Source organism: Streptomyces dioscori, from assembly GCF_003024195.1.
Classification (GTDB): domain Bacteria; phylum Actinomycetota; class Actinomycetes; order Streptomycetales; family Streptomycetaceae; genus Streptomyces; species Streptomyces dioscori.
Window position 1 is genome coordinate 81,490 of record NZ_KZ679055.1, and the last position, 19,145, is coordinate 100,634.

General features: G+C 71.9%; 17 protein-coding genes and 1 pseudogene. 7 read left to right on the top strand and 11 right to left on the bottom strand.

Annotation, left to right across the window (positions count from 1 at the left end; all coding sequences use genetic code 11):
* Nucleotides 1–6: 6 nt before the first annotated feature.
* From C6Y14_RS35910 to C6Y14_RS35930, 5 genes are all read right to left on the bottom strand, one after another.
* Nucleotides 7–954: a DUF4255 domain-containing protein gene (locus C6Y14_RS35910; RefSeq protein WP_107021079.1), complete on the bottom strand. Its 948-nt coding sequence runs from the start codon at nt 952–954 to the stop codon at nt 7–9.
* Between the two features lie 58 nt (nt 955–1,012).
* On the bottom strand, nt 1,013–1,780 hold the full coding sequence (locus C6Y14_RS35915; protein ID WP_107021080.1) for a hypothetical protein: 768 nt from the start codon (nt 1,778–1,780) through the stop codon (nt 1,013–1,015).
* On the bottom strand, nt 1,773–2,501 hold the full coding sequence (locus C6Y14_RS35920; RefSeq protein WP_107021081.1) for a T4 family baseplate hub assembly chaperone: 729 nt from the start codon (nt 2,499–2,501) through the stop codon (nt 1,773–1,775). Before C6Y14_RS35920 ends, C6Y14_RS35915 begins: the two co-directional genes overlap by 8 nt.
* Before the next feature lie 160 nt (nt 2,502–2,661).
* On the bottom strand, nt 2,662–3,186 hold the full coding sequence (locus C6Y14_RS35925) for a phage tail protein (protein WP_055614510.1): 525 nt from the start codon (nt 3,184–3,186) through the stop codon (nt 2,662–2,664).
* Nucleotides 3,187–3,224: 38 nt separating this feature from the next.
* Complete coding sequence (locus tag C6Y14_RS35930; RefSeq protein WP_107021082.1) at nt 3,225–5,090, bottom strand: phage tail sheath family protein; 1,866 nt, start codon at nt 5,088–5,090, stop codon at nt 3,225–3,227.
* 373 nt (nt 5,091–5,463) lie between these two features.
* On the opposite strand from C6Y14_RS35930, the gene C6Y14_RS35935 reads away from it, so the two are divergent.
* On the top strand, nt 5,464–5,883 hold the full coding sequence (locus C6Y14_RS35935; protein ID WP_107021083.1) for a YchJ family protein: 420 nt from the start codon (nt 5,464–5,466) through the stop codon (nt 5,881–5,883).
* 207 nt (nt 5,884–6,090) lie between these two features.
* On the opposite strand, the gene C6Y14_RS35940 is transcribed toward C6Y14_RS35935, so the two are convergent.
* Nucleotides 6,091–6,798, bottom strand: coding sequence for a FadR/GntR family transcriptional regulator (locus C6Y14_RS35940; RefSeq protein WP_107021084.1), 708 nt, complete (start codon nt 6,796–6,798; stop codon nt 6,091–6,093).
* Nucleotides 6,799–6,953: 155 nt separating this feature from the next.
* Here C6Y14_RS35940 and C6Y14_RS35945 point away from each other — a divergent pair, with 155 nt between their 5' ends.
* The 5 genes from C6Y14_RS35945 to bla all read left to right on the top strand — a co-directional run bounded on the left by C6Y14_RS35945 (nt 6,954) and on the right by bla (nt 11,974).
* Complete coding sequence (locus tag C6Y14_RS35945) at nt 6,954–7,463, top strand: gluconokinase (RefSeq protein ID WP_199854982.1); 510 nt, start codon at nt 6,954–6,956, stop codon at nt 7,461–7,463.
* Between the two features lie 70 nt (nt 7,464–7,533).
* A complete protein-coding gene (locus tag C6Y14_RS35950; protein ID WP_107021085.1) occupies nt 7,534–8,931 on the top strand; it encodes a GntT/GntP/DsdX family permease in 1,398 nt (465 codons plus the stop codon).
* 47 nt (nt 8,932–8,978) lie between these two features.
* Nucleotides 8,979–9,740, top strand: a complete 762-nt coding sequence (locus C6Y14_RS35955) for a glucose 1-dehydrogenase (protein ID WP_107021086.1) — start codon at nt 8,979–8,981, stop codon at nt 9,738–9,740.
* 24 nt (nt 9,741–9,764) lie between these two features.
* Nucleotides 9,765–10,796 carry an L-idonate 5-dehydrogenase gene (locus tag C6Y14_RS35960; protein WP_107021087.1) on the top strand — a complete coding sequence of 344 codons (1,032 nt, stop codon included), beginning with the start codon at nt 9,765–9,767 and terminating at the stop codon, nt 10,794–10,796.
* A 233-nt stretch (nt 10,797–11,029) separates the two neighbouring features.
* A complete protein-coding gene (gene bla / locus C6Y14_RS35965) occupies nt 11,030–11,974 on the top strand; it encodes a class A beta-lactamase (protein WP_107021220.1) in 945 nt (314 codons plus the stop codon).
* A 16-nt stretch (nt 11,975–11,990) separates the two neighbouring features.
* On the opposite strand, the gene C6Y14_RS35970 is transcribed toward bla, so the two are convergent.
* From C6Y14_RS35970 to C6Y14_RS35990, 5 genes and pseudogenes are all read right to left on the bottom strand, one after another.
* Complete coding sequence (locus C6Y14_RS35970; RefSeq protein WP_107021088.1) at nt 11,991–12,698, bottom strand: cytochrome b/b6 domain-containing protein; 708 nt, start codon at nt 12,696–12,698, stop codon at nt 11,991–11,993.
* Nucleotides 12,685–13,356, bottom strand: a complete 672-nt coding sequence (locus tag C6Y14_RS35975) for a molybdopterin-dependent oxidoreductase (RefSeq protein ID WP_107021221.1) — start codon at nt 13,354–13,356, stop codon at nt 12,685–12,687. Before C6Y14_RS35975 ends, C6Y14_RS35970 begins: the two co-directional genes overlap by 14 nt.
* A 245-nt stretch (nt 13,357–13,601) precedes the next feature.
* Nucleotides 13,602–15,166, bottom strand: a pseudogene (locus C6Y14_RS35980) (APC family permease).
* A gap of 83 nt (nt 15,167–15,249) precedes the next feature.
* Nucleotides 15,250–16,200, bottom strand: coding sequence for a hypothetical protein (locus C6Y14_RS35985; RefSeq protein ID WP_107021090.1), 951 nt, complete (start codon nt 16,198–16,200; stop codon nt 15,250–15,252).
* A gap of 200 nt (nt 16,201–16,400) precedes the next feature.
* Nucleotides 16,401–18,056, bottom strand: coding sequence for an FAD-binding dehydrogenase (locus C6Y14_RS35990; protein ID WP_107021091.1), 1,656 nt, complete (start codon nt 18,054–18,056; stop codon nt 16,401–16,403).
* Nucleotides 18,057–18,219: 163 nt separating this feature from the next.
* Between C6Y14_RS35990 and C6Y14_RS35995 the strand changes: the two genes are divergently transcribed.
* Nucleotides 18,220–19,110, top strand: a complete 891-nt coding sequence (locus C6Y14_RS35995) for a DMT family transporter (RefSeq protein WP_107021092.1) — start codon at nt 18,220–18,222, stop codon at nt 19,108–19,110.
* The last annotated feature ends 35 nt before the right edge of the window (nt 19,111–19,145 follow it).

The window sequence follows — 19,145 nt, forward strand, 5'->3', positions numbered from 1 at the left end:
GCCGCCTCACCGCTCCGTGCGGTCGGGACCGCCGTCGGGGGTCGTGGAGTCCGTCGGGGCCCCGGGCTTCGGGGTCGCGGGCGCCGTGCCCTTGGCCGCGCCGCGCGGGGCCCTGCTCGCCTGGGCCGCCTTGCCGGGCTGCGCACCCTTATTGGTACGGGTACGGGCCGGTGTCTTGGCCGCGGCCTTCACCGGCGCCTTCGCCACCTTCGCGGAGGCCGTAGCGGTCGCCGTCCCGGCCGATGTCCCGGTCGACGCCTTGCCTGACGTCCCGGCCGACGCCATGGCCGACCTCCCGGCCGGTTCCTGCGCGGCGGCGGTTGCGACGGGCGCGCTGCCGTTCGGCGCCCCGAACGGCAGCGCCCGTACCGTCGACCGCTCCACCGGCTTGGCCGCCACCGGTGTCTCGCGGCCCTCGATCAGGACGAGCGCGGCCTGATAGACCACCGAGAGGGTGTACGGGGTCTGGTGGAGCATCCCCCACAGCTTCGAGGTCTCGTCGATGTCCATCACCGTGGGCGTGAACCGCACCCGCTGCGCCGCCCCGGCGAGGTCGCTGTCGGCCAAGTACGGCTTCTCCCCCGCCAGTTCGATGATGTCGAGCGGCAGGACGGGGATCTCGTGCAGCGTGCGCACGACGGAGCCGATCAGCCGCTGGCCGACCAGTTCCGTCTCGTCGCCGTACGCGCTGATGAGGAAGTGCAGGTCCAGTGCCGCCGCGGGGCGCTTCAGCAGCGTGCCGTCGGAGGCGCGGGTGGGCAGGTCTGCGCCGCGTTGCGAGGTGTTGGGGGTGACCTGGTAGAGGAAGACCGTGATCGTGGGGTCGGCGGGCGGGTCGGCCGACGGCTTGCGCGGCTCGACCTTGACGGCCATGTCGATGTCGGGCTGCAGGTTGGCCTCGATCAGCAGGGCGAGGGCCTGGGTGACGTGGGCGATGACAAGTGCGTTGCTCATGACGTCGGTTCCTCGGTCCGTCGTGCGCCGATCGGTCGGCAGCGGGCTTTCGGGTGTCTCACTCGCGCCCCCTCGCCAGGTAGTCCGCCAGACTCACGGTCGCCGCCGGTCGCCCGGGGGCGGCGGGCCGACGGCCGTCCCCGGCCGGGGCGGCGCCCGCCGCCGTCACTTCGAGGCGCCCGATCTGTACCTGGACCACCTGTTCGCCGCCGCGCCCCGACCGTCGGCCGGTGGCCTGCCGTGCGGCGTCGCGGGCCGCCGCCGTGTCCGCGGCACCGGGTCGCGGCGCGGCGGAGACGGCGGCGGGGGAAGCGACGCCCGCGCCCGAGGGGAGGGGCACGGACACCGCGCTCGGGGAGGAGGCCCGCTCCGGCTCGCCCCGCCCGGCGGAACGCCGCACGGAGTCGGGAACCGGCCGCAACGCCGGTAGGACGTCGGCGGCGGGCCGCAGCAACGGCACCTGGGGCAGCTCCCGCGGCACGGGCCGGGGCGCCGACTCGTCGGACACCGGCCGCCCGGCCTGTACCACGGTCCGCTCGCGCTCGGTACGGAGCTGGACCTCGCGCACGGTCGGCCCCGGCAAGTCCGTTGCCTGCAAGCCCTGTTGGGGTGCGGTCGGCCACAGAGGGCCCGCCGTGTCAGGCTCGGGCGCGGTGGCCCGTACCGCCTCGGCCCGTTCGAAGGGGCCGGCCAGTCGCGGTCGGAGCCGCACCACGTCCGCGGGCGGCAGGGCGGCCGGGGTGTGCCGGGCGAGCAGCCGGTCGAAGAAGTCGGGCGCCCGTGACGCCCGCTCCTGCTCGGGGCGTCCGCCCAGGGGGTCAGACATCGGCACACAGCTCCAGGTAGTAGCGGCGCCGCAGCGGGCTCAGCGCCAGGATCTCCGGCTCGCTCCATCCGTAGGCGGTGGCGAGCAGATGGACGTCGAGGAGCACGTCGCGCGCCCAGGCGTCCAGTTCGGTCCACAGATAGGAGGCGATGTCGAGTTCGGCGCGGGTGGCCGCTCCGCACTCGGGGCAGTTGACGTTGAGCGTGAGGTCGGCGCCCGGGTCGGCCTCCTGCGCCGCCTCGGCGAGCCGGCGCCGCACCGCTTCCGGCAGCGCGTCGGCGGGGACGTCCGCGCCATGGCGTACGGCCGAGACGACGCACCGTTCCAGCAGGGCCAGGCGAGGTTCCGGGTGCCGGGCCGCCGCCGTCAGGTCGGCGGCACTCGGCACCCGGAGTTCGATCTCCCAGCCGTCCTCGGCGACCCGCACCGAGGGCGGGGCGGGAGTACCCGTCGATTGGGCCAACTCCGCGGCGTCCAGGTCGAATTCCATGTCCTCGCCGCAGGCGGAGCAGCCGAGGCGGACCTGCATGCGCTCGCCGAACAGGGTCCGGCGCAACGCAAAGAGGTCCGCCTCCCGCTCGCCCACCGGCAGCGCGGACAGCGTCTCGGCCCCGGTGTCCGGGCGGGCCGCGCGGTGGAGCAGCAGGGCACGTCCGGACGGGGCCTGGACAAGCCCGGTCTCCCAGGTGGTGAGTAGTTCGGCCGCCCGAGTGATCGTCATGCCCTGCCCCCCGTTCCGTACCGGCCGTCTTGGCCGCCTTGGCGGTACTGGCCGTACTGGCCCCCGCTGGCCCCGCTGCCCCCGCAGCCCTTGCTGTCCCAGCCGTCCCAGCTGAGGTAGCTGTCTCAGCTGTCGTAGCTGTCCTGCGACCCCGTGCCGGTCAGGCGGGGTTCAGGAACGAGGGCTCCTCCGGCTCGGGCACCTCGTAGTCCCGCTCCCAGCCCTCGCATTCGAGCTTCAGCGACTGGATGGCCACCGCGTTGGCGTTGGCGTCCAGCTCACCGAGCACCTGGTACTCGCTCGGCCAGGTCCGGTAGAGCTTGTGCGAGACGGCCACCTGCCCGGCCTCGTTGAGGACCTGGATCACGATGTCCTTGCGGAAATCCGCTAGGGACACCTCGGAGCCGAGGCCCGCGCCGACCTGCCAGACCTTGTTGGCCCAGCGGTCGAACTCGGGATCGTGGGTGACCCCGCGCTCCAGCGTGATGCCCTCGAACTCGGAGCGCCCGGGCGACTTGCGCGGCGAGCTGGGATCGCCGCCGTGCCGGTGCTTGACGACCTCGGTGGTCCGCTTCAGCGGACTGATCTTGCTGATGCCCGCGACCGTACGACCGTCCCACAGCACAAGGAACTTGAAGTTCTTGTAGGGGTCGAAACGCTGGGCGTTGACAGTGAACTCAGCCATCGTTTTCCTTCACGTTCTCCCTCACCGGTACGTCGGTTCTAGAGCTCGAACTGCCCGGACGTCTGCTGGATCCTGACCACGACGAACTCGGCCGGCCTGACCGGTGCGATGCCGACCAGGACGTTGACGACACCGTTCGCGATGTCCTCGTCCGTCGTCGTGTCGCGGTCGCACTTGACGAAGTACGCCTCCCGCGGAGTGCCGCCCTTGAAGGCGCCCTGGCGGAACAGCGTGTGCAGGTACGAGGAGGCGCCGAGGCGGATCTGCTGCCACAGGTTCTCGTCGTTGGGCTCGAACACGACCCACTGCAGGCCGCGTTGCAGGCTCTCCTCGACATGCAGGGCGAGCCGTCGCACGGGCACGTACTTCCACTCGCTGTCGAGCGCGTCGGAGCCCTCCAGGGTGCGCGCGCCCCAGACGAGCGGGCCCACCAGTGGCAGGGTGCGCAGGCAGTTGACGCCCAGCGGGTTGAGCAGGCCGCTCTCGCGGTCGGTGAGGTCGACGGTCAGCGAGTGGACTCCCGCGAGCCGTGCCTCGGTGCCGGCCGGCGCCTTCCACACCCCGCGCTCGGAGTCGGTGCGCGCGATGACCCCCGCGACCGCGCCCGAGGGCGGGAAGGACCGCAGCCGTCCGGTGAGCGGGTCGGTGAGCTGCAGATGCGGGAAGTACAGGCCGGCGTGGTTGCCGCGGACGGCGTCGAAGGCGGCGAGTCCGGCGCGGGCGGTGTCCACGCTGCCCCAGGTGCCGGGCGCGTCGACGAGCAGGAAGATCCGCCGCTCCTCGCAGAGCCGCTGGGCCGCGGAGATGACGGTGAGCGCGTCGTCGGTCGACTCGTACGCCGCGAGTTCCGGCAGGACGAGCAGGTTGACGTCCGCGACCCCGCGCAGCGCCTGGAGGCCGGTCTTGCCCGCCTCGCTGCCGATGAGGTCGCGCGGGCCGGGGGCCTCGCCGTCCTCGCCGCCCTCCAGCGGGAAGACGGGCGGGTTGACGGAGGCCTCAAGGCCCAGGTCGTTGGCGCACTCGCCGACGAAGCGGACGACGTCCTCGGGGTCGGTGGAGCCCGCGACGACCTGGAGGCGCCGGCCGAAGGCGGTGACCTCGGCGCCCGCGAAGGCGTGCCGTCCCGGCGCGTCGGGCAGCGCCCGCAGCTTGCCTTCGAGCAGCAGGGCCAACTCGGCCACACCGGACGGGGATTCGCCGTCGCAGTCGGGGTCGTACAGCGTGAACTCGCGCTCGACGTCACCGATCTTGACGGTCAGGTCGACGGCGAGGTTCGGCAGGTCGTGCCCGAACGGCTTGGAGACGGTGCCGGACGGGTCGGGCCGGCCCTCGCCGACGGCCTCGACGCGGACGAGCCGCGACCCGGCGTTGATCACGGTCGGCGCGTACCGGCCGTGCGAGGCGTCCATGGACAGCCCGGTGAAGCTCTCCCGGGCCCGGCCCCTGGCGTCGTACACCCGCAGGTTGAAGGTCTCGTCGGGGCGGGGCGTGTCGTGGTCGACGGCGACGCGCAGGCCGTTGCCCCAGACGCCGAATTCCTTGGCGTGCACGTCGAGGACCGCGCTCCCGCTGTGGCCCTCGGTGGACTCCAGGGTGACGCGGGCGGCCTTCCCGCTGTTCGCTTTGGCGACGCGGACGATCACGGCGACCGTGCCGCCGTTGCCGAAGAACTGGTGCACCGCGTAGCCGACGGCGCTGCGTGAACTCAGGCCCCCGAAGCGGCGCTCGAACTCGGTGAAGCTCGTGACGCGCACCGGCTCGTTCAGCGGGCCGCGCCTGGTGTGCCCCACGAAGGCGGTCACCGAGGTGGTGACGGACGAGACGGTCCGTGCGCTGCTGGGAAGTTCTTCGACGTATACGCCGGGATACGTGGGCCTGGCAGTGTTCACCGCGTTCATCGGCATTCCCCCTCCTCATCGGATCTCGGGCACCGGATGACATGCACCAAGAGGCGGCAGAGGGGGTGGTTCGCATCCGGCGCACGCGGAGGTCTCCGGACGTGCGGAAGGCACGCCGGTCCACGACACCGCATCAGCTTCCCCCGTCAGTGCCCCGGCCGGACGGCCGTCCGGGGTCAAGCAGCACGCTTGTGACTCCTGATGCTCAAGTGCTCAATCCACCCTGTTGGCTGGGTAGTTGCGTATGCAAGGCGTGTTCACGCCACCCCGCAAGGAGATTCGATGGAGGGCACCACGCACAGCTCGCACACGATGTACTCGTGTCGCGGCGCCTGATTCACGGATCCGCCACAGGCCGTGGTGCAGCAGAATGGAGCGCATGTCCCGACGCACCCCGCGGTCCCGCAACCAGCGCCGTTCAGCTCCCGCGCACAACCCCCCATGTCCTTGCGGTCTTGCGGAGACGTACGAGGCGTGCTGTGGCCGGTTTCACCGGGGTGAGGGCGCGGCACCGACCGCCGAGGCACTGATGCGCTCGCGCTACTGCGCGTTCGTCAAGCGCGACGAGGCATACCTGCTGCGCACCTGGCATCCGCGCACCCGCCCGGCCCGCCTGGACCTGGACCCGTCGACACGCTGGACGGGCCTGGAGATCCTCGCCACAACGGAGGGCACGCCCTTCCACACGACAGGCACGGTGACATTCCGCGCGTCCTACACGGGCGGCTCACTCCACGAACGAAGCCGCTTCGAGCGGGAGAACGGCGCATGGGTATACGTGGACGGAGACGTGTCGTAGGCCCGCGCCCACACGCCCGGGGGCGCGGGGAACGGCGCAATCTTTGACCTTCCGACACACAGGAGGCGCACCCCCACCCACCCAGGGGCGCGGGGAACTGCGCAGTCTTTTGTCTTTGAAGGGGCGCAGCCCCCGAAGGGGCGCGGGGAACGGCGCGCCCAGCCACGACGCGCCGTCAGCCGACAGCAGGCAGCGGACCGGGACCTGTCACCCCTCCGGGCTGAGAATGTCCAACTCCTGCAGCGCACCAAGCACAACCTCCCGGGTCAACGCCTCCGCCCGCACGGCGTCACCCGCCCGCACCGCCTCGGCGACCTGCACATGCAACGTCACCGCCGCCGGATCGGGATCCTCGAACATCACCTGATGGTGCGTACGCCCCGCCAGCACCTCGGCCACCACATCCCCGAGCCGCGCGAACATCTCGTTGCCGGAGGCGTTCAGCACGATCCGGTGGAAGGCGATGTCATGGACGAGGTACCCCTCCAGCTTGTGGCCGCGTGAGTGCGCGACCATGCCGAGCGCGCACTCGGTCAGCTCGGCGCACTGCTCGGCCGTGGCGTGCTTCGCGGCCAGCCCCGCCGCGACCGGCTCGACGGCGCAGCGCAGCACGGTCAGCGAGCGCAGCTGGCGCGACCGGTCGGCGCCCGCCAGCCGCCACCGGATGACCTGGGGGTCGTAGACGTTCCACTCGTTCGCGGGACGGACGGTCACGCCGACCCGGCGGCGGGACTCCACGAGGTGCATGGACTCCAGGACGCGGACCGCTTCGCGCATCACCGAGCGTGACACCTCGAAACGCTGCGCCAGTTCGTCCGTGCGCAGAACGCTTCCCGGGGGGTACTCGCCCGCGGTGATCGAAGGACCGAGGCGTTCCAGTACATGGCCGTGCAGCCCCCGGCCCGGTGTGCTCATGGGTTCAGGGTACGAGGAACAGAGCGCGAACAAAAAGTCAGACTTATACGTCACAGACTCTTGAATTCATCTGACCTATGGGTTTCAGTGTCGTGACGGATGCGGCACCCGACATTCATCCGGCATCCGATGTCGAAGAAGACAGCGAGGCAGCTATGACTACCCCCCACGTCGTCGTGGTGATGGGCGTGGCAGGCACGGGCAAGACGACGATCGGGCCCCTGCTTGCGGACCGGCTCGGCGTTCCCTACGCCGAGGCCGACGACTTCCACCCCGAGGCCAACATCGCCAAGATGTCGGCCGGTACGCCGCTCACCGACGAGGACCGCCGGCCCTGGCTGGACGCCATCGGCGCCTGGGCCCACGGGCGGGCCGGACTCGGCGGCGTGGTCAGCTGCTCCGCGCTGAAGCGCGCCTACCGGGACCGGCTCAGGGCCGCCGCCCCGGACGTCGTCTTCGTGCACCTCACGGGTGACCGCGAGCTGATCGAGGACCGGATGGCGCACCGCCAGGGCCATTTCATGCCCACGGCGCTCCTCGACTCCCAGTTCGCCACCCTCCAGCCGCTCCAGGCGGACGAGACGGGTGTCGGGGTGGACGTCACCGGCAGCCCCGACGAGATCACCGACCGGGCCGTGACCGCGCTGGACGGCCTCGCCCGCTAAGCCCCCCCCGCCCCCTGCTCCCCCTGCGGGGCGCCCCTCCCCTCTCCCCTCCCATGCAAGGAAACGCACCGTGACCAGACTCAGCGTCGAGATACTGGCAGCGGATCCCGTCGAGCCGATCACCTCGGCGGGCCACGCTCAGCTGGGTATCGCCGTACTGGCGGGCATCGCCGTCATCGTCCTGCTCATCACCAAGTTCAAGCTCCACGCCTTCCTGGCGCTGACCATCGGTTCGCTGGCGCTGGGCGCCTTCGCCGGTGCGCCGCTCGACAAGGCGATCACCAGCTTCTCGGCCGGTCTCGGCTCGACCGTGGCCGGCGTGGGCGTGCTGATCGCGCTCGGGGCGATCCTCGGCAAGCTGCTCGCGGACTCGGGCGGCGCCGACCAGATCGTCGACACGATCCTCGCCAAGGCGGGCGGCCGCTCGATGCCCTGGGCGATGGTGCTGATCGCCTCGGTGATCGGGCTGCCGCTCTTCTTCGAGGTCGGCATCGTGCTGCTGATCCCGGTCGTCCTGATGGTGGCCAAGCGCGGCAACTACTCGCTGATGCGCATCGGCATCCCGGCGCTCGCCGGCCTGTCCGTGATGCACGGGCTGATCCCGCCGCACCCCGGTCCGCTGGTCGCGATCGACGCGGTCGGGGCGAACCTCGGTGTCACCCTCGCCCTCGGCATCCTCGTCGCCGTCCCGACCGTGATCATCGCGGGGCCGGTGTTCTCGAAGTACGCGGCCCGCTGGGTGGACGTCCCGGCGCCGGAGAAGATGATCCCCCAGCGTGCCTCCGAGGACCTGGAGAAGCGCCCCGGTTTCGGCGCCACCATCGCCACCGTCATGCTGCCGGTCGTGCTGATGCTGGCCAAGGCGCTGGTGGACATCGTCGTCGACGACCCGACGCACATGGTGCAGCGCGTCTTCGACGTGATCGGCTCCCCGCTGATCGCGCTGCTCGCGGCCGTGCTCGTCGCCATGTTCACGCTGGGCCGGGCGGCCGGGTTCACCAAGGGCCGGATGTCCTCGACCGTCGAGAAGTCGCTCGCCCCCATCGCGGGCATCCTGCTGATCGTCGGCGCGGGCGGCGGCTTCAAGCAGACGCTGATCGACTGCGGGGTGGGCCAGATGATCCTGGACATCTCCAAGGACTGGTCGATCCCCGCGCTGCTGCTGGCCTGGCTGATCGCGGTGGCGATCCGGCTCGCGACCGGCTCCGCGACCGTCGCCACCATCTCGGCGGCCGGCCTGGTGGCCCCGCTGGCGGCCGACATGTCGACGACGCACGCCGCGCTGCTCGTCCTGGCGATCGGCGCCGGTTCGCTGTTCTTCAGCCATGTGAACGACGCCGGGTTCTGGCTGGTCAAGGAGTACTTCGGCCTGAGTGTCGGCCAGACCATCAAGACCTGGTCGGTCATGGAGACCATCATCTCGGTGGTCGCCGGAGGCCTGGTGCTGCTGCTGTCGCTGGTGATCTAGCGATCCAGCTCGCAGGTACTCCACAAGTACCCCAGAAAGGTACGGCGATGACCCACCCCCTCTTCGACATCGGAGGCCGTACGGCGCTGGTCACCGGGTCCAGCCGGGGCATCGGCCTCGCGCTGGCCCGGGGTCTCGCGGAGGCCGGCTGCACGGTCGTGCTGAACGGCCGCGATCCGGACCGGCTCGCCGAGGCCGCGGCACGGCTGCCCGGCAAGGCGGTCCACACGGCCGCCTTCGACGTGACCGACGGCCCGTCGGTGGCCGCCGGGATCGCGGACGTCGAGGAGCGGGTGGGCCCGCTGGACATCCTCGTCAACAACGCCGGGATGCAACTGCGGTCCCCGCTCCTGGAGTTCACCGACTCCGACTGGCACCGCATCCTCGACACCAACCTGACCAGCGCGTTCCTGGTGGGCCGCGAGGCCGCCCGGGGCATGACCGCACGCGGCCACGGCAAGATCGTCAACATCTGCTCCCTGCAGAGCGAGGTGGCACGGCCCGGCATCGCCCCGTACGCGGCCACCAAGGGCGCGCTGAAGATGCTCACCAAGGGCATGTGTGCCGACTGGGGCCCGCACGGGGTGCAGGTGAACGGGCTCGGCCCCGGCTACATCGAGACAGAACTCACCCAACCCCTCGTGGACGAACCGGAGTTCAGCGCCTGGGTCCGCCGCCGGACCCCGGCAGGACGCTGGGGGCGTACGGAGGACCTGGTCGGCGGCGTGCTGTTCCTCGCCTCCCCGGCGGCGGACTTCGTCAGCGGTCAGATCCTCTACGTCGACGGCGGCATGACCAGCGTCCTCTGAGAGCCGCAAGAAGGGACCGCCCCCATGCTCGGTTGCGTGATCCACGGCCAGGGCGACCTGCGCGTGGACGAACTTCCCGCCCCCTCCCCCGGCCCCGGCGAGGCACTCGTCGCCGTGCGCTACGGCGGGGTGTGCGGATCCGATCTCCACTACTGGCGGCACGGCGGGGTGGGCGACTTCCGCCTCCGCGAGCCGATGGTCCTCGGGCACGAGATCGTGGGCACGGTCCTCGCGTACGGAGCCGGCGCCGACGCGGCCTTCGCCCCGGGTGCGGCCGTCGCGGTGCACCCCGCCACCCCGTGCGGGGTGTGCCCGGAGTGCACGGCCGGCCGCCGGAACGTGTGCCGGGACACCCGCTACCTCGGCAGCGCGGCCCGCACCCCGCACGTACAGGGCGGATTCGCGGCTCAAGTCGCCGTTCCCGCCGCCCAGTTGAGGTCACTGCCGCCGGATCTCCCGCTGCGCCGGGCAGCCCTGGCCGAACCCCTGTCGGTCGCCCTGCACGCGGTGCGCCGGGCCGGCGACGTGCGCGGGAAGCACGTCCTGGTGACCGGGGCCGGCCCCATCGGCTGCCTGGTCGTCGCGGCGGCGAAGGCGGCGGGGGCCGCGCACGTGACGGCGACCGACCTGCTGCCACGGGCACTGGAGTACGCGGTGGCCGCGGGCGCCGACTCCACCGTACGCGCGGACGAACCGGCCTCTGCCGCATGGCCGCCCGAGGTGGACGCGGCGGTCGAGGCGTCCGGGGTCGCGGCCGGCCTGGACACCTGCCTGCGCCTGGTGCGACGCGGCGGGGTCGTGGTCCAGCTCGGCATGCTCCCGCCGGGCCGGAGCGACTTCCCCGGCAACCTGCTGGTCAGCCGCGAGATCGACCTGCGGGGAGCGTTCCGCTTCGACGAGGAGTTCGACGACGCACTCACACTCCTGGCGAGGGAGCCACGCTTCGACGACTTGATCAGCGCGACGATCCCCCTGACCGAAGCAACATCAGCCTTCACCCTGGCAGCAGACAGAACAGAATCCTGCAAGGTCCTGCTGGACTTCAGCCCGTTCTAGGGGCGCGGGGAACGGCGCAATCTGTTGCCTTTCCCCCTTCCGGGCCACAGGGAACGACACAGCCCCCAGGGGCGCGGGGAACGGCGCAGTCTTGCCGCTTTTCAGGGGCGCGGGGAACTGCGCGACCAGCCACCCACAACGCGCCACTTCCCCACCCCCCAGGAACCACACGAGCCCCCCAGAAGTCTCCCTTCACGCAAGTGATCACGTCCGCAGCGGAAGAGAGAGCCACCTTGAACAGCTCACCCCTCCACCCCACCCGCCGAACCGCGCTGACCCTGAGCGCCGCCGTCGGCGCCGGCGCCGCGCTGGTCACGGGCGCGGCCCCGTCGGCCCACGCGGCAGCGAAGCCGACGCCGAAGCCGAACACGGCGGACCACGACACCGTCAGGGCGCTCGCAGAGCTGGAGCGCACCCACAACGCCCGCCTCGGCGTCTACGCCCACAACACCGCCACAGGCAAGACCGTGCGGTACCGCGCGGACGAGACCTTCCCGATGTGTTCGGTCTTCAAGACCCTCACCGCCGCGGCCGTCCTGCGGGACCTGGACCGGCGCGGCGAGTTCCTGGACCTGCTGATCCGGTACACCGAGCAGGACCTCAAGGACGCCGGCGGCTCCCCCGTGACGGGCCGCCCGGACAACCTCGCAGGCGGCATGACCGTCGCCGCCCTGTGCCACGCGGCCATGGCCCACAGCGACAACGCCGCGGCGAACCTGCTGCTGCGCGAACTGGGCGGCCCGACCGCGATCACCCGCTTCTGCCGCTCGATCGGGGACCCCACGACCCGCCTCGACCGCTGGGAGCCCGCGCTGAACTCGGCCGAGCCGTGGCGGACGACGGACATCACCAGCCCCGCCGCCGCCGGGCGGACGTACGCGAAGCTCGCCCTCGGGGACGCGCTCGTGCCCCGGGACAGGCGGCAGCTGACCGAGTGGCTGCTGGCCAACACCACCAGCACGAATCGTTTCCGCAAGGGCCTGCCCGCGGACTGGGCGCTCGGCGACAAGACGGGCACGGGCAAGTACGGCACGACCAACGACGTGGGCATCGCCTGGACGCCGGCCGGGGCACCGGTCGTGCTGTCGGTCCTGTCCACCAAGCCCGACCCGGACGCCCTGATGGACGAACCACTCGTCGCCAGGGCGGCCGAACTCCTGGCAGCGGCGCTGGGCTAGGAAGCCCACCCGCTGATCACGGCCGCCAGAGCGGATGTTCCCGCTCGGCCCACTCCCGGCTGACCGAGCCCGTCCGCAGTCCCCGCCGGGACTCCGGGCGGGCGAGGGCCATTCCGATGTGTCCCGCGAGAACGAGCCCGATGGTCAGCGCGAGCCAGTCGTGGACGAATGTCGCACTCGTGCGCCAGACCAGCGGCGCGAGGTGCGTGAACCACATCAGCAGCCCCGTGCCGACCATGACGAGCACGGCTCCGGCGATCCAGGCCGCGTACGTCTTCTGCCCGGCGTTGAACTTCCCGGCCGGCCGGGACTCCGGCCGGGCGTCGCGGCGCAGGGCGGAGCGCAGCCAGACCTTGTCGTGCGGCCCGAAGCGGTTGAGAAGCCGCAGGTCCGCCCGGAAGGCGCGCGAGACGAGCCCGGCGAGGACGGGCACGGGGAGCAGCAGCCCGGACCACTCGTGCAGCCGCACGACCAGCTCGCGGCGGCCGACGAGTTCGGCGAGCTGGGGCAGGTAGAGGCAGCCCGCGGTCAGTACGCACACTCCCATCAGGAGTGCTGTCGTGCGGTGCACCCAGCGTTCGGCGGGCGTGAAGCGGCGCACGCGCAGCGCCCCCGCGAGGCGTTCCCCGTCCTCCGACGCGGCGGCCGGTGCGACCGGTGCGACTGTGGGCGCCGCGTCCGGTGCCTTCGAGGCGTCGGTCCCGGGGGTCTCAGGTGGTCTCATCGTCACGTCCGTTCGACCGGCCGACCCACGCGTCCACGTCGTAACCCCGCTCTTCCCAGTAGCCGGGGCGGACGTCCGAGGTGACGGTGATGCCGGAGAGCCACTTCGCCGACTTGTAGAAGTACATGGGGGCCACGTAGAGGCGGACGGGGCCGCCGTGGGCGTGGTTGATGTCCTTGTCCTGCATGCGCAGGGCGACGAGCACGTCGGCGCGGCGGGCCTGGTCCAGCGTCAGGCTCTCCGAGTACGCCCCGTCGAAGCAGGTGAAGCGCACCGCCCCGGCCGAGGAGCGCACCCCCGCGGCGTCCAGCAGCCGGGACAGGCGTACCCCTTCGAAGGGGGTGTCGGGCACCCGCCAGCCGGTGACGCACTGGACGTCACGGACCATCCGCGTCTGCGGCAGGGCACGCAGGTCGGACAGGGTGTACGTGCCGGGGTGGTCGACCAGGCCGTCGATCTTCAGGCGGTACGAGTCCTCGTCCTTGTGCGGGACGGAGGACGTGACGGAGTAGTAGCGGAAGCCGCCGCCGTTGGGGAGCAGGCCGGTCAGACCGGTGGGGTCCTTGTCTGCGGCGCTGCCGAGGAAGGATTCCAGGCCACGCTGGAGGGTGGGCGCGGTGGCCACGCCGAGGGCGCCGAGTCCGAGCATCCCGAGCATGAGCCGGCGCCCCACCGGGGTGCCGCCCTCTTCGGGGCCGTCCGTGGCCGCTGACGAAAGTTCCGGGTTCACACATGGATTCGAGCACCCCCGGCCGCCAGAAGCCAGCGGTCGGGGGTGCCCGTCAGAGACACGTAATGACTTCTTATACGTTTCTCAGGGGCCGTGTCCGTCAGGCGCCGTGTCCGTCAGGGGCCGTGTCCGTCAGGAACGGGCGGTCGGGAGCGGGCGATCGGGAGCGGCGGTCACGCGTCGGACCCCGCCGCCTTGTCCAGCTGGAACGCCTCGTTGCCGAGCCCGATACCGGCGTACGCCTCGGGTTTGCGGGCGCGCAGGAACAGGCCCTGGGCGACGCCCGCGGCGGCGGCCAGCACGATGACGCCGGGCAGCAGCCGGCTCAGTGCGGAGCCGGGTCCCGCGCCCACCAGGACGTCGAAGTCCTTGACCGTGTAGACGGCGATGACGAGGAGCGCGAGGCCCGCGATCACCGAGCAGGCCAGCCGCCAGGCCTGGGCGCGCCCGGCGCCCCGGCGGACGAAGAAGACGACGACGGAGAGCGAGGCGGCGGCCATCAGCACGATGACGCCGAGCGCGCCGACGTTGCCCATCCAGGTGAAGAGGTGCAGTACGGGCGCGGTCGGGTCGCCGGCCGGCTTGTCGTCGGCGAGGGCGAACGCCACGACGGCCACCACGGCGACGGCGGACTGGAGCAGCGAGCCCGTGCCGGGGGCGCCGCTCGCGCCCGTGGTCCGGCCGAAGGCGGCGGGCAGCAGTCCTTCGCGGCCCATGGCGAAGGCGTACCGGGCGACGACGTTGTGGAAGCTGAGCATCGCGGCGAACATGCCGGTCACGAACAGCACGTGGAGCACGTCGGTGAACGTGTCGCCGAGCCGTGACTCGGTGAGGTGGAACAGCAGTCCGGCGCTCTGCTTCCGGGAGGCGCCCACGATCCCGGAGGGGCCCGCGGCGACGGTCAGTGCCCAGGAGCTGAGCGCGAAGAACACGGCGACGAAGCCGATCGCGAGGAACATCACGCGCGGGACCAGGATGTGCGGGCGGCTGGTCTCCTCCGCGTACACGGGGGCCTGTTCGAAGCCCAGGAACGCGGCGATGCAGAAGCACAGCGCGGTGCCGAGGCCCGCACCGCTCAGGGTGTCCGGGTTGAAGGCGTGCAGCGACAGGCCTTCCCTGGCGGGGTCGGCGACGGCCGCGATGTCGAAGATGACGACGAGGGCGACCTCGATGAGCAGCAGCACGCCGAGCACGCGCGCGTTCACGTCGATCTTCAGCCAGCCGAGGGCGCCGACGAGGACGGCGGCCAGCAACGCCGGTATCCACCAGGCGAGTTCGATGTCGAGGTAGGTGGCGAACAGGCCGGACACCTCGAAGCCGAAGATGCCGTAGATGCCGACCTGGAGCGCGTTGTAGGCGACGAGCGCGACCGCCGCGGCGCCCGAGCCGGCCAGGCCGCCGAGTCCTCGGGAGATGTACGCGTAGAAGGCGCCCGCGTTGTGGACGTGGCGGCTCATCTCGGCGTAGCCGACGCTGAAGAGGACGAGTACGACGCCGAGCAGGACGAAGAGCAGCGGCTGCCCGACGATGCCCATCACCGCGAATGTAGTGGGCATGACACCCGCGACCACCATGAGAGGGGCGGTCGCCGCGAGGACGGAGAGCAGCAGGCCCCCCGTACCCAGCCGGTCGGAACGCAGGGCCCGGTCCTGGCCCTTGAAGGTGCTGATGCCTTTGTCGGTGGCGGCCGGTCTGCTCGTGCCCGTCGTCATGGCGGGATCGTCCTTTCGACTGACAGGCTGCTGCCTGACTGGATGACTGGATGGCTGGCTGACTGGCTGGGCGGGCGGGCGGATTGCTGGATGGCTGGCCGGGGGTCGTTCAGACCGTGCCGAGCACGCTCTCGCGGGCGGCGCGGAAGGCCTGGTGCGGGTCCCGGCCGGGGTACGACCAGGGCACCGCGGTCGCGTGCGGTCCGATGCGGTGGAACAGGGCGGCGGCCTCGGCGCCCCGGCCCTCGCAGTACTTGGCGTGGACGAGGAAGTTGAGGTCGAGCCGGCTGCGCGGATGGTCGTCGCGCTCCCACTCCAGCCACCAGTCGAAGGCCGACTTCATCACCTGGCGCGCCCGGCGCCCGACCCAGTGTCCGGAGGCCACCGGGTCGGGCGATTCGCTGCCTGCCGCGGCCAGGACGCGATAGCGCTCGGCGTGCGCGACGACGGGCAGGATCGCGAGCGGCGAGTCGGCGGGCGCCTGTTCGGCGGACCAGGTCGCGAAGTCGTAGACCTCGTGCAGCGGGTCCTGCCCGGACTCGGGGCGCCGCTCGGCGAGCCGGGCCACCATCAGATGGTGGGCGTGGTGGTGGTCGGGGTAGCGGTGGCGGACCTCGTCGAAGAGCTGCACCACGTCCTGGTCGGCGCCGAGGACCCGCTCCAGCATCAGCAGGCCGAGCCAGGGCGTGGGGTCGGCGGGCAGCGCCTCGGCCGCCGTACGGCACGCCTCACGCGCCCTGGTCGGCTTCTCCTTGCCGTTCAGGGCGCGTTGGACGGTGGCGACGGCGAGCAACACGGCGGCGTCGGCCGACTCGGGTTCGGCGAGCTGCCAGTCGCGGGCCCAGGCGAGCGTGCCGCTCTCCTGGGCCAGGGTCGTGACGCGATGGCCCCGGCGGTCCCAGTCGTCACCGGTCGCGGCCAGCAGGGCGCGTACGGCGGTCCACCGCCCCTGGGCCAACGCGGCGCGGGCGGCGACGAGTTCGGTGTCGTCGAGTGCGGCGTCGAAGGGCTGGACCGCGCGCTTGCGGGCGCGGCCGAGGGGCGGCGGAGGTGGGGACACCGCGGAACTCCCTCGCACGACGCGGATATTCAGGTCTGGTGTGCAGGACCGGTGTGTGGCCGGTCGACCTTCACCGCTGACTGGTTCTGTCAGCGCGCGGTCACGCACAGCCAACCCCTCGTTACGGGTTCACGTCAAGGCCCACCCGATCGCTGACACGCGTCAACCCGGGCCCACACGACGTGAGTTGGGCCTCACCGTCAGTCCACGGCCTGCGCCGCGGCCCGCCCCGCCGTGCGCCCGGAGAACAGGCAGCCGCCCAGGAACGTCCCTTCGAGGGCCCGGTAGCCATGTACTCCCCCGCCCCCGAAACCGGCCGCCTCCCCTGCCGCGTACACCCCGGACAGCGGGTCGCCGCCCTCGGTCAGCACCTGCGAGGAGAGGTCGGTCTCCAGGCCGCCGAGTGTCTTGCGGGTGAGGATGTTGAGGCGGACGGCGACCAGCGGGCCGGCCTTGGGGTCGAGGATGCGGTGCGGGGTCGCCGTGCGGGTCAGCCGGTCGCCGAGGTAGGCGCGGGAGCCGCGGACGGCCGTCACCTGGAGGTCCTTGGTGAAGGGGTTGGCGATCTCGCGGTCGCGCGAGGTGATCACGCGGCGCAGCTCGGCCTCGTCGATGAGCGGCTCCTTGGTGAGCGCGTTCATGCCGCGGACGAGTGCGGCGAGGTCCTTCTCGACGACGAAGTCGACGCCCTTGTCCATGAACGCCTGCACCGGCCCCGGCACATCGGCGCGCGCCCGCTGGAAGACGCCCTTGACGGACTTGCCGGTGAAGTCGGGGTTCTGCTCGGAGCCGGAGAGCGCGAACTCCTTACCGATGATCTTCTGGTCGAGCACGAACCACGTGTAGTCGTAACCCGTTGTCATGATGTGTTCGAGCGTGCCCAGCGTGTCGAAGCCCGGGAACAGCGGTACGGGCAGCCGGTTGCCGCGGGCGTCCAGCCAGAGCGAGGACGGGCCGGGGAGGATACGGATGCCGTGCTTGTCCCAGATGGGATTCCAGTTCTGGATGCCCTCGGTGTAGTGCCACATGCGGTCGCGGTTGATGAAGTGCGCGCCCGCGTCCTCCGCGACCCCGAGCATCCGGCCGTCCACGTGCGCGGGCACCCCGGAGATCATCCGCTCGGGCGGGGCGCCGAGGCGCTCGGGCCAGTTGGCGCGTACGAGCTCGTGGTTGCCGCCGATGCCGCCCGAGGTGACGATCACCGCCTGGGCCCGCAGTTCGAAGGCGCCGGCGACCGTGCGGCCGCTGGCCCGGCCGCGCTCGACGTCCGACGGCTCCAGGATCTCGCCGCTCACCGTGTCGACCGCGCCCGCGCTGCGCGACAGACCCGTCACGCGGTGGCGGAACCTCAGCTGTACGAGGCCGCGCGCCACGCCCTCGCGGACCCGGCGCTCGAAGGGGGCGACGACACCGGGGCCCGTACCCCAGGTGATGTGGAAACGCGGCACGGAGTTGCCGTGGCCGTTCGCGTCGTAGCCGCCGCGCTCCGCCCAGCTGACCACCGGGAACCAGCGCACGCCCTGCTTGTGCAGCCAGCTGCGCTTCTCGCCGGCCGCGAAGTCGACGTACGCCTCGGCCCACTTGCGGGGCCAGTGGTCCTCCGGACGGTCGAAGGCCGCGGTGCCCATCCAGTCCTGGAGCGCCAGCGCGCGGCTGTCCTTGATCCGCATCCGGCGCTGTTCGGGCGAGTCCACGAAGAACAGGCCGCCGAACGACCAGTGCGCCTGACCGCCGATCGACTGCTCCGGCTCCTGGTCGAGGAGGATCACCTTGCGCCCCGCGTCGACGAGTTCCGCGGTCGCCGCGAGCCCGGCGAGCCCCGCTCCGATCACGATCACATCTGCGTCGTACGCCATGGGCGGGTCCTCCTGAGGCTTGTTACCGACCGGTCGTTACCGATCGGTCAGATCCTTGGGCACCGGAGTGACCCAGTCAACTGCCGGGTCGCGGGTACTCGGGCTACAGTCGATCGCAACCACACCCCGCCCCGTCACCGTCCGAAGTCTTGAGGTACGCAGCGTGTCGGTTCTGGTTCTCGTCCTCGCCGTCGGCGCGGCCTGCTGCCTGGGCGTCGGTTTCGTCCTCCAGCAGAACGCGGCGTCGCACGCACCCCTGGGCGACTTCCTCTCCCCCCGGCTGCTCCTCGACCTCGTGAAGGTGCCGCGCTGGCTGGGCGGCATCGCCTTCATGGTGGTCGGCATGGCGCTCGGCGCGATCGCGCTCGCGCACGGCGAGGTGTCCCTCGTCGAGCCGCTCCTCGCCACGAATCTGCTCTTCGCCCTCGTCCTCTCCCGGCGCCAGACGCGCCAGCCGCTCGGCCGGCAGGGCTGGGGCGGGCTCCTGCTGCTCGCAGGCGGCGTGACGGCCTTCATCGTGGCCGGGCAGCCGCGGGGCGGCGACGCGATCTCCGACCCGGTACGGCACTGGCTGATCATCGGCGTGATGGTGGGCCTCGCCCTGCTGCTCACCGCGTACGCCAAACGGTCCCGGCTCAGCTCCGGTCCCGCGCTCGGGGTGGCGGCGGGGCTGCTGTACGGGGTCCAGGACGCGCTCACACGGGTGAGCGGGACCCGCTTCTCCGACGGCGGCTGGGTCGCGCTCGCCACGAGCTGGCAGTCGTACGCGGTCGTCGCCCTCGGGATCACGGGGCTCGTGCTCGTCCAGAGCGCCTTCGAGACCGCGCCGCTGCGGATGTCACTGCCCGCGCTCACCGCCGCGCAGCCGATCGCCGGGATCGTGTGCGGGGTGGGTTTCCTCGGGGACCGGCTGCGGGCCGACACCGGGGCGCTGGCCTGGGAGGCCGCGGGACTCGCCGGGATCGTGGCGGGCGTCGTCCTGCTGGGACTGCACCCCGCGATGCCGAACGGGGTGGCGCTCAAGGAGCGGCTGCGGGACCTGCAGCCCCGCTGACCTCGCACCGGCCGGTTCGGCCCGCCGTGGGCCGC

What these genes read in the sequence shown, in the direction of transcription:
- C6Y14_RS35910 (WP_107021079.1), bottom strand. Translation starts at nt 954, where the DNA reads ATGAGCAACGCACTTGTCATCGCCCACGTCACCCAGGCCCTCGCCCTG.
- C6Y14_RS35915 (WP_107021080.1), bottom strand. Translation starts at nt 1,780, where the DNA reads ATGTCTGACCCCCTGGGCGGACGCCCCGAGCAGGAGCGGGCGTCACGG.
- C6Y14_RS35920 (WP_107021081.1), bottom strand. Translation starts at nt 2,501, where the DNA reads ATGACGATCACTCGGGCGGCCGAACTACTCACCACCTGGGAGACCGGG.
- C6Y14_RS35925 (WP_055614510.1), bottom strand. Translation starts at nt 3,186, where the DNA reads ATGGCTGAGTTCACTGTCAACGCCCAGCGTTTCGACCCCTACAAGAAC.
- C6Y14_RS35930 (WP_107021082.1), bottom strand. Translation starts at nt 5,090, where the DNA reads ATGCCGATGAACGCGGTGAACACTGCCAGGCCCACGTATCCCGGCGTA.
- C6Y14_RS35935 (WP_107021083.1), top strand. Translation starts at nt 5,464, where the DNA reads ATGTCCCGACGCACCCCGCGGTCCCGCAACCAGCGCCGTTCAGCTCCC.
- C6Y14_RS35940 (WP_107021084.1), bottom strand. Translation starts at nt 6,798, where the DNA reads ATGAGCACACCGGGCCGGGGGCTGCACGGCCATGTACTGGAACGCCTC.
- C6Y14_RS35945 (WP_199854982.1), top strand. Translation starts at nt 6,954, where the DNA reads ATGACTACCCCCCACGTCGTCGTGGTGATGGGCGTGGCAGGCACGGGC.
- C6Y14_RS35955 (WP_107021086.1), top strand. Translation starts at nt 8,979, where the DNA reads ATGACCCACCCCCTCTTCGACATCGGAGGCCGTACGGCGCTGGTCACC.
- C6Y14_RS35960 (WP_107021087.1), top strand. Translation starts at nt 9,765, where the DNA reads ATGCTCGGTTGCGTGATCCACGGCCAGGGCGACCTGCGCGTGGACGAA.
- C6Y14_RS35970 (WP_107021088.1), bottom strand. Translation starts at nt 12,698, where the DNA reads ATGAGACCACCTGAGACCCCCGGGACCGACGCCTCGAAGGCACCGGAC.
- C6Y14_RS35975 (WP_107021221.1), bottom strand. Translation starts at nt 13,356, where the DNA reads ATGCTCGGGATGCTCGGACTCGGCGCCCTCGGCGTGGCCACCGCGCCC.
- C6Y14_RS35990 (WP_107021091.1), bottom strand. Translation starts at nt 18,056, where the DNA reads ATGGCGTACGACGCAGATGTGATCGTGATCGGAGCGGGGCTCGCCGGG.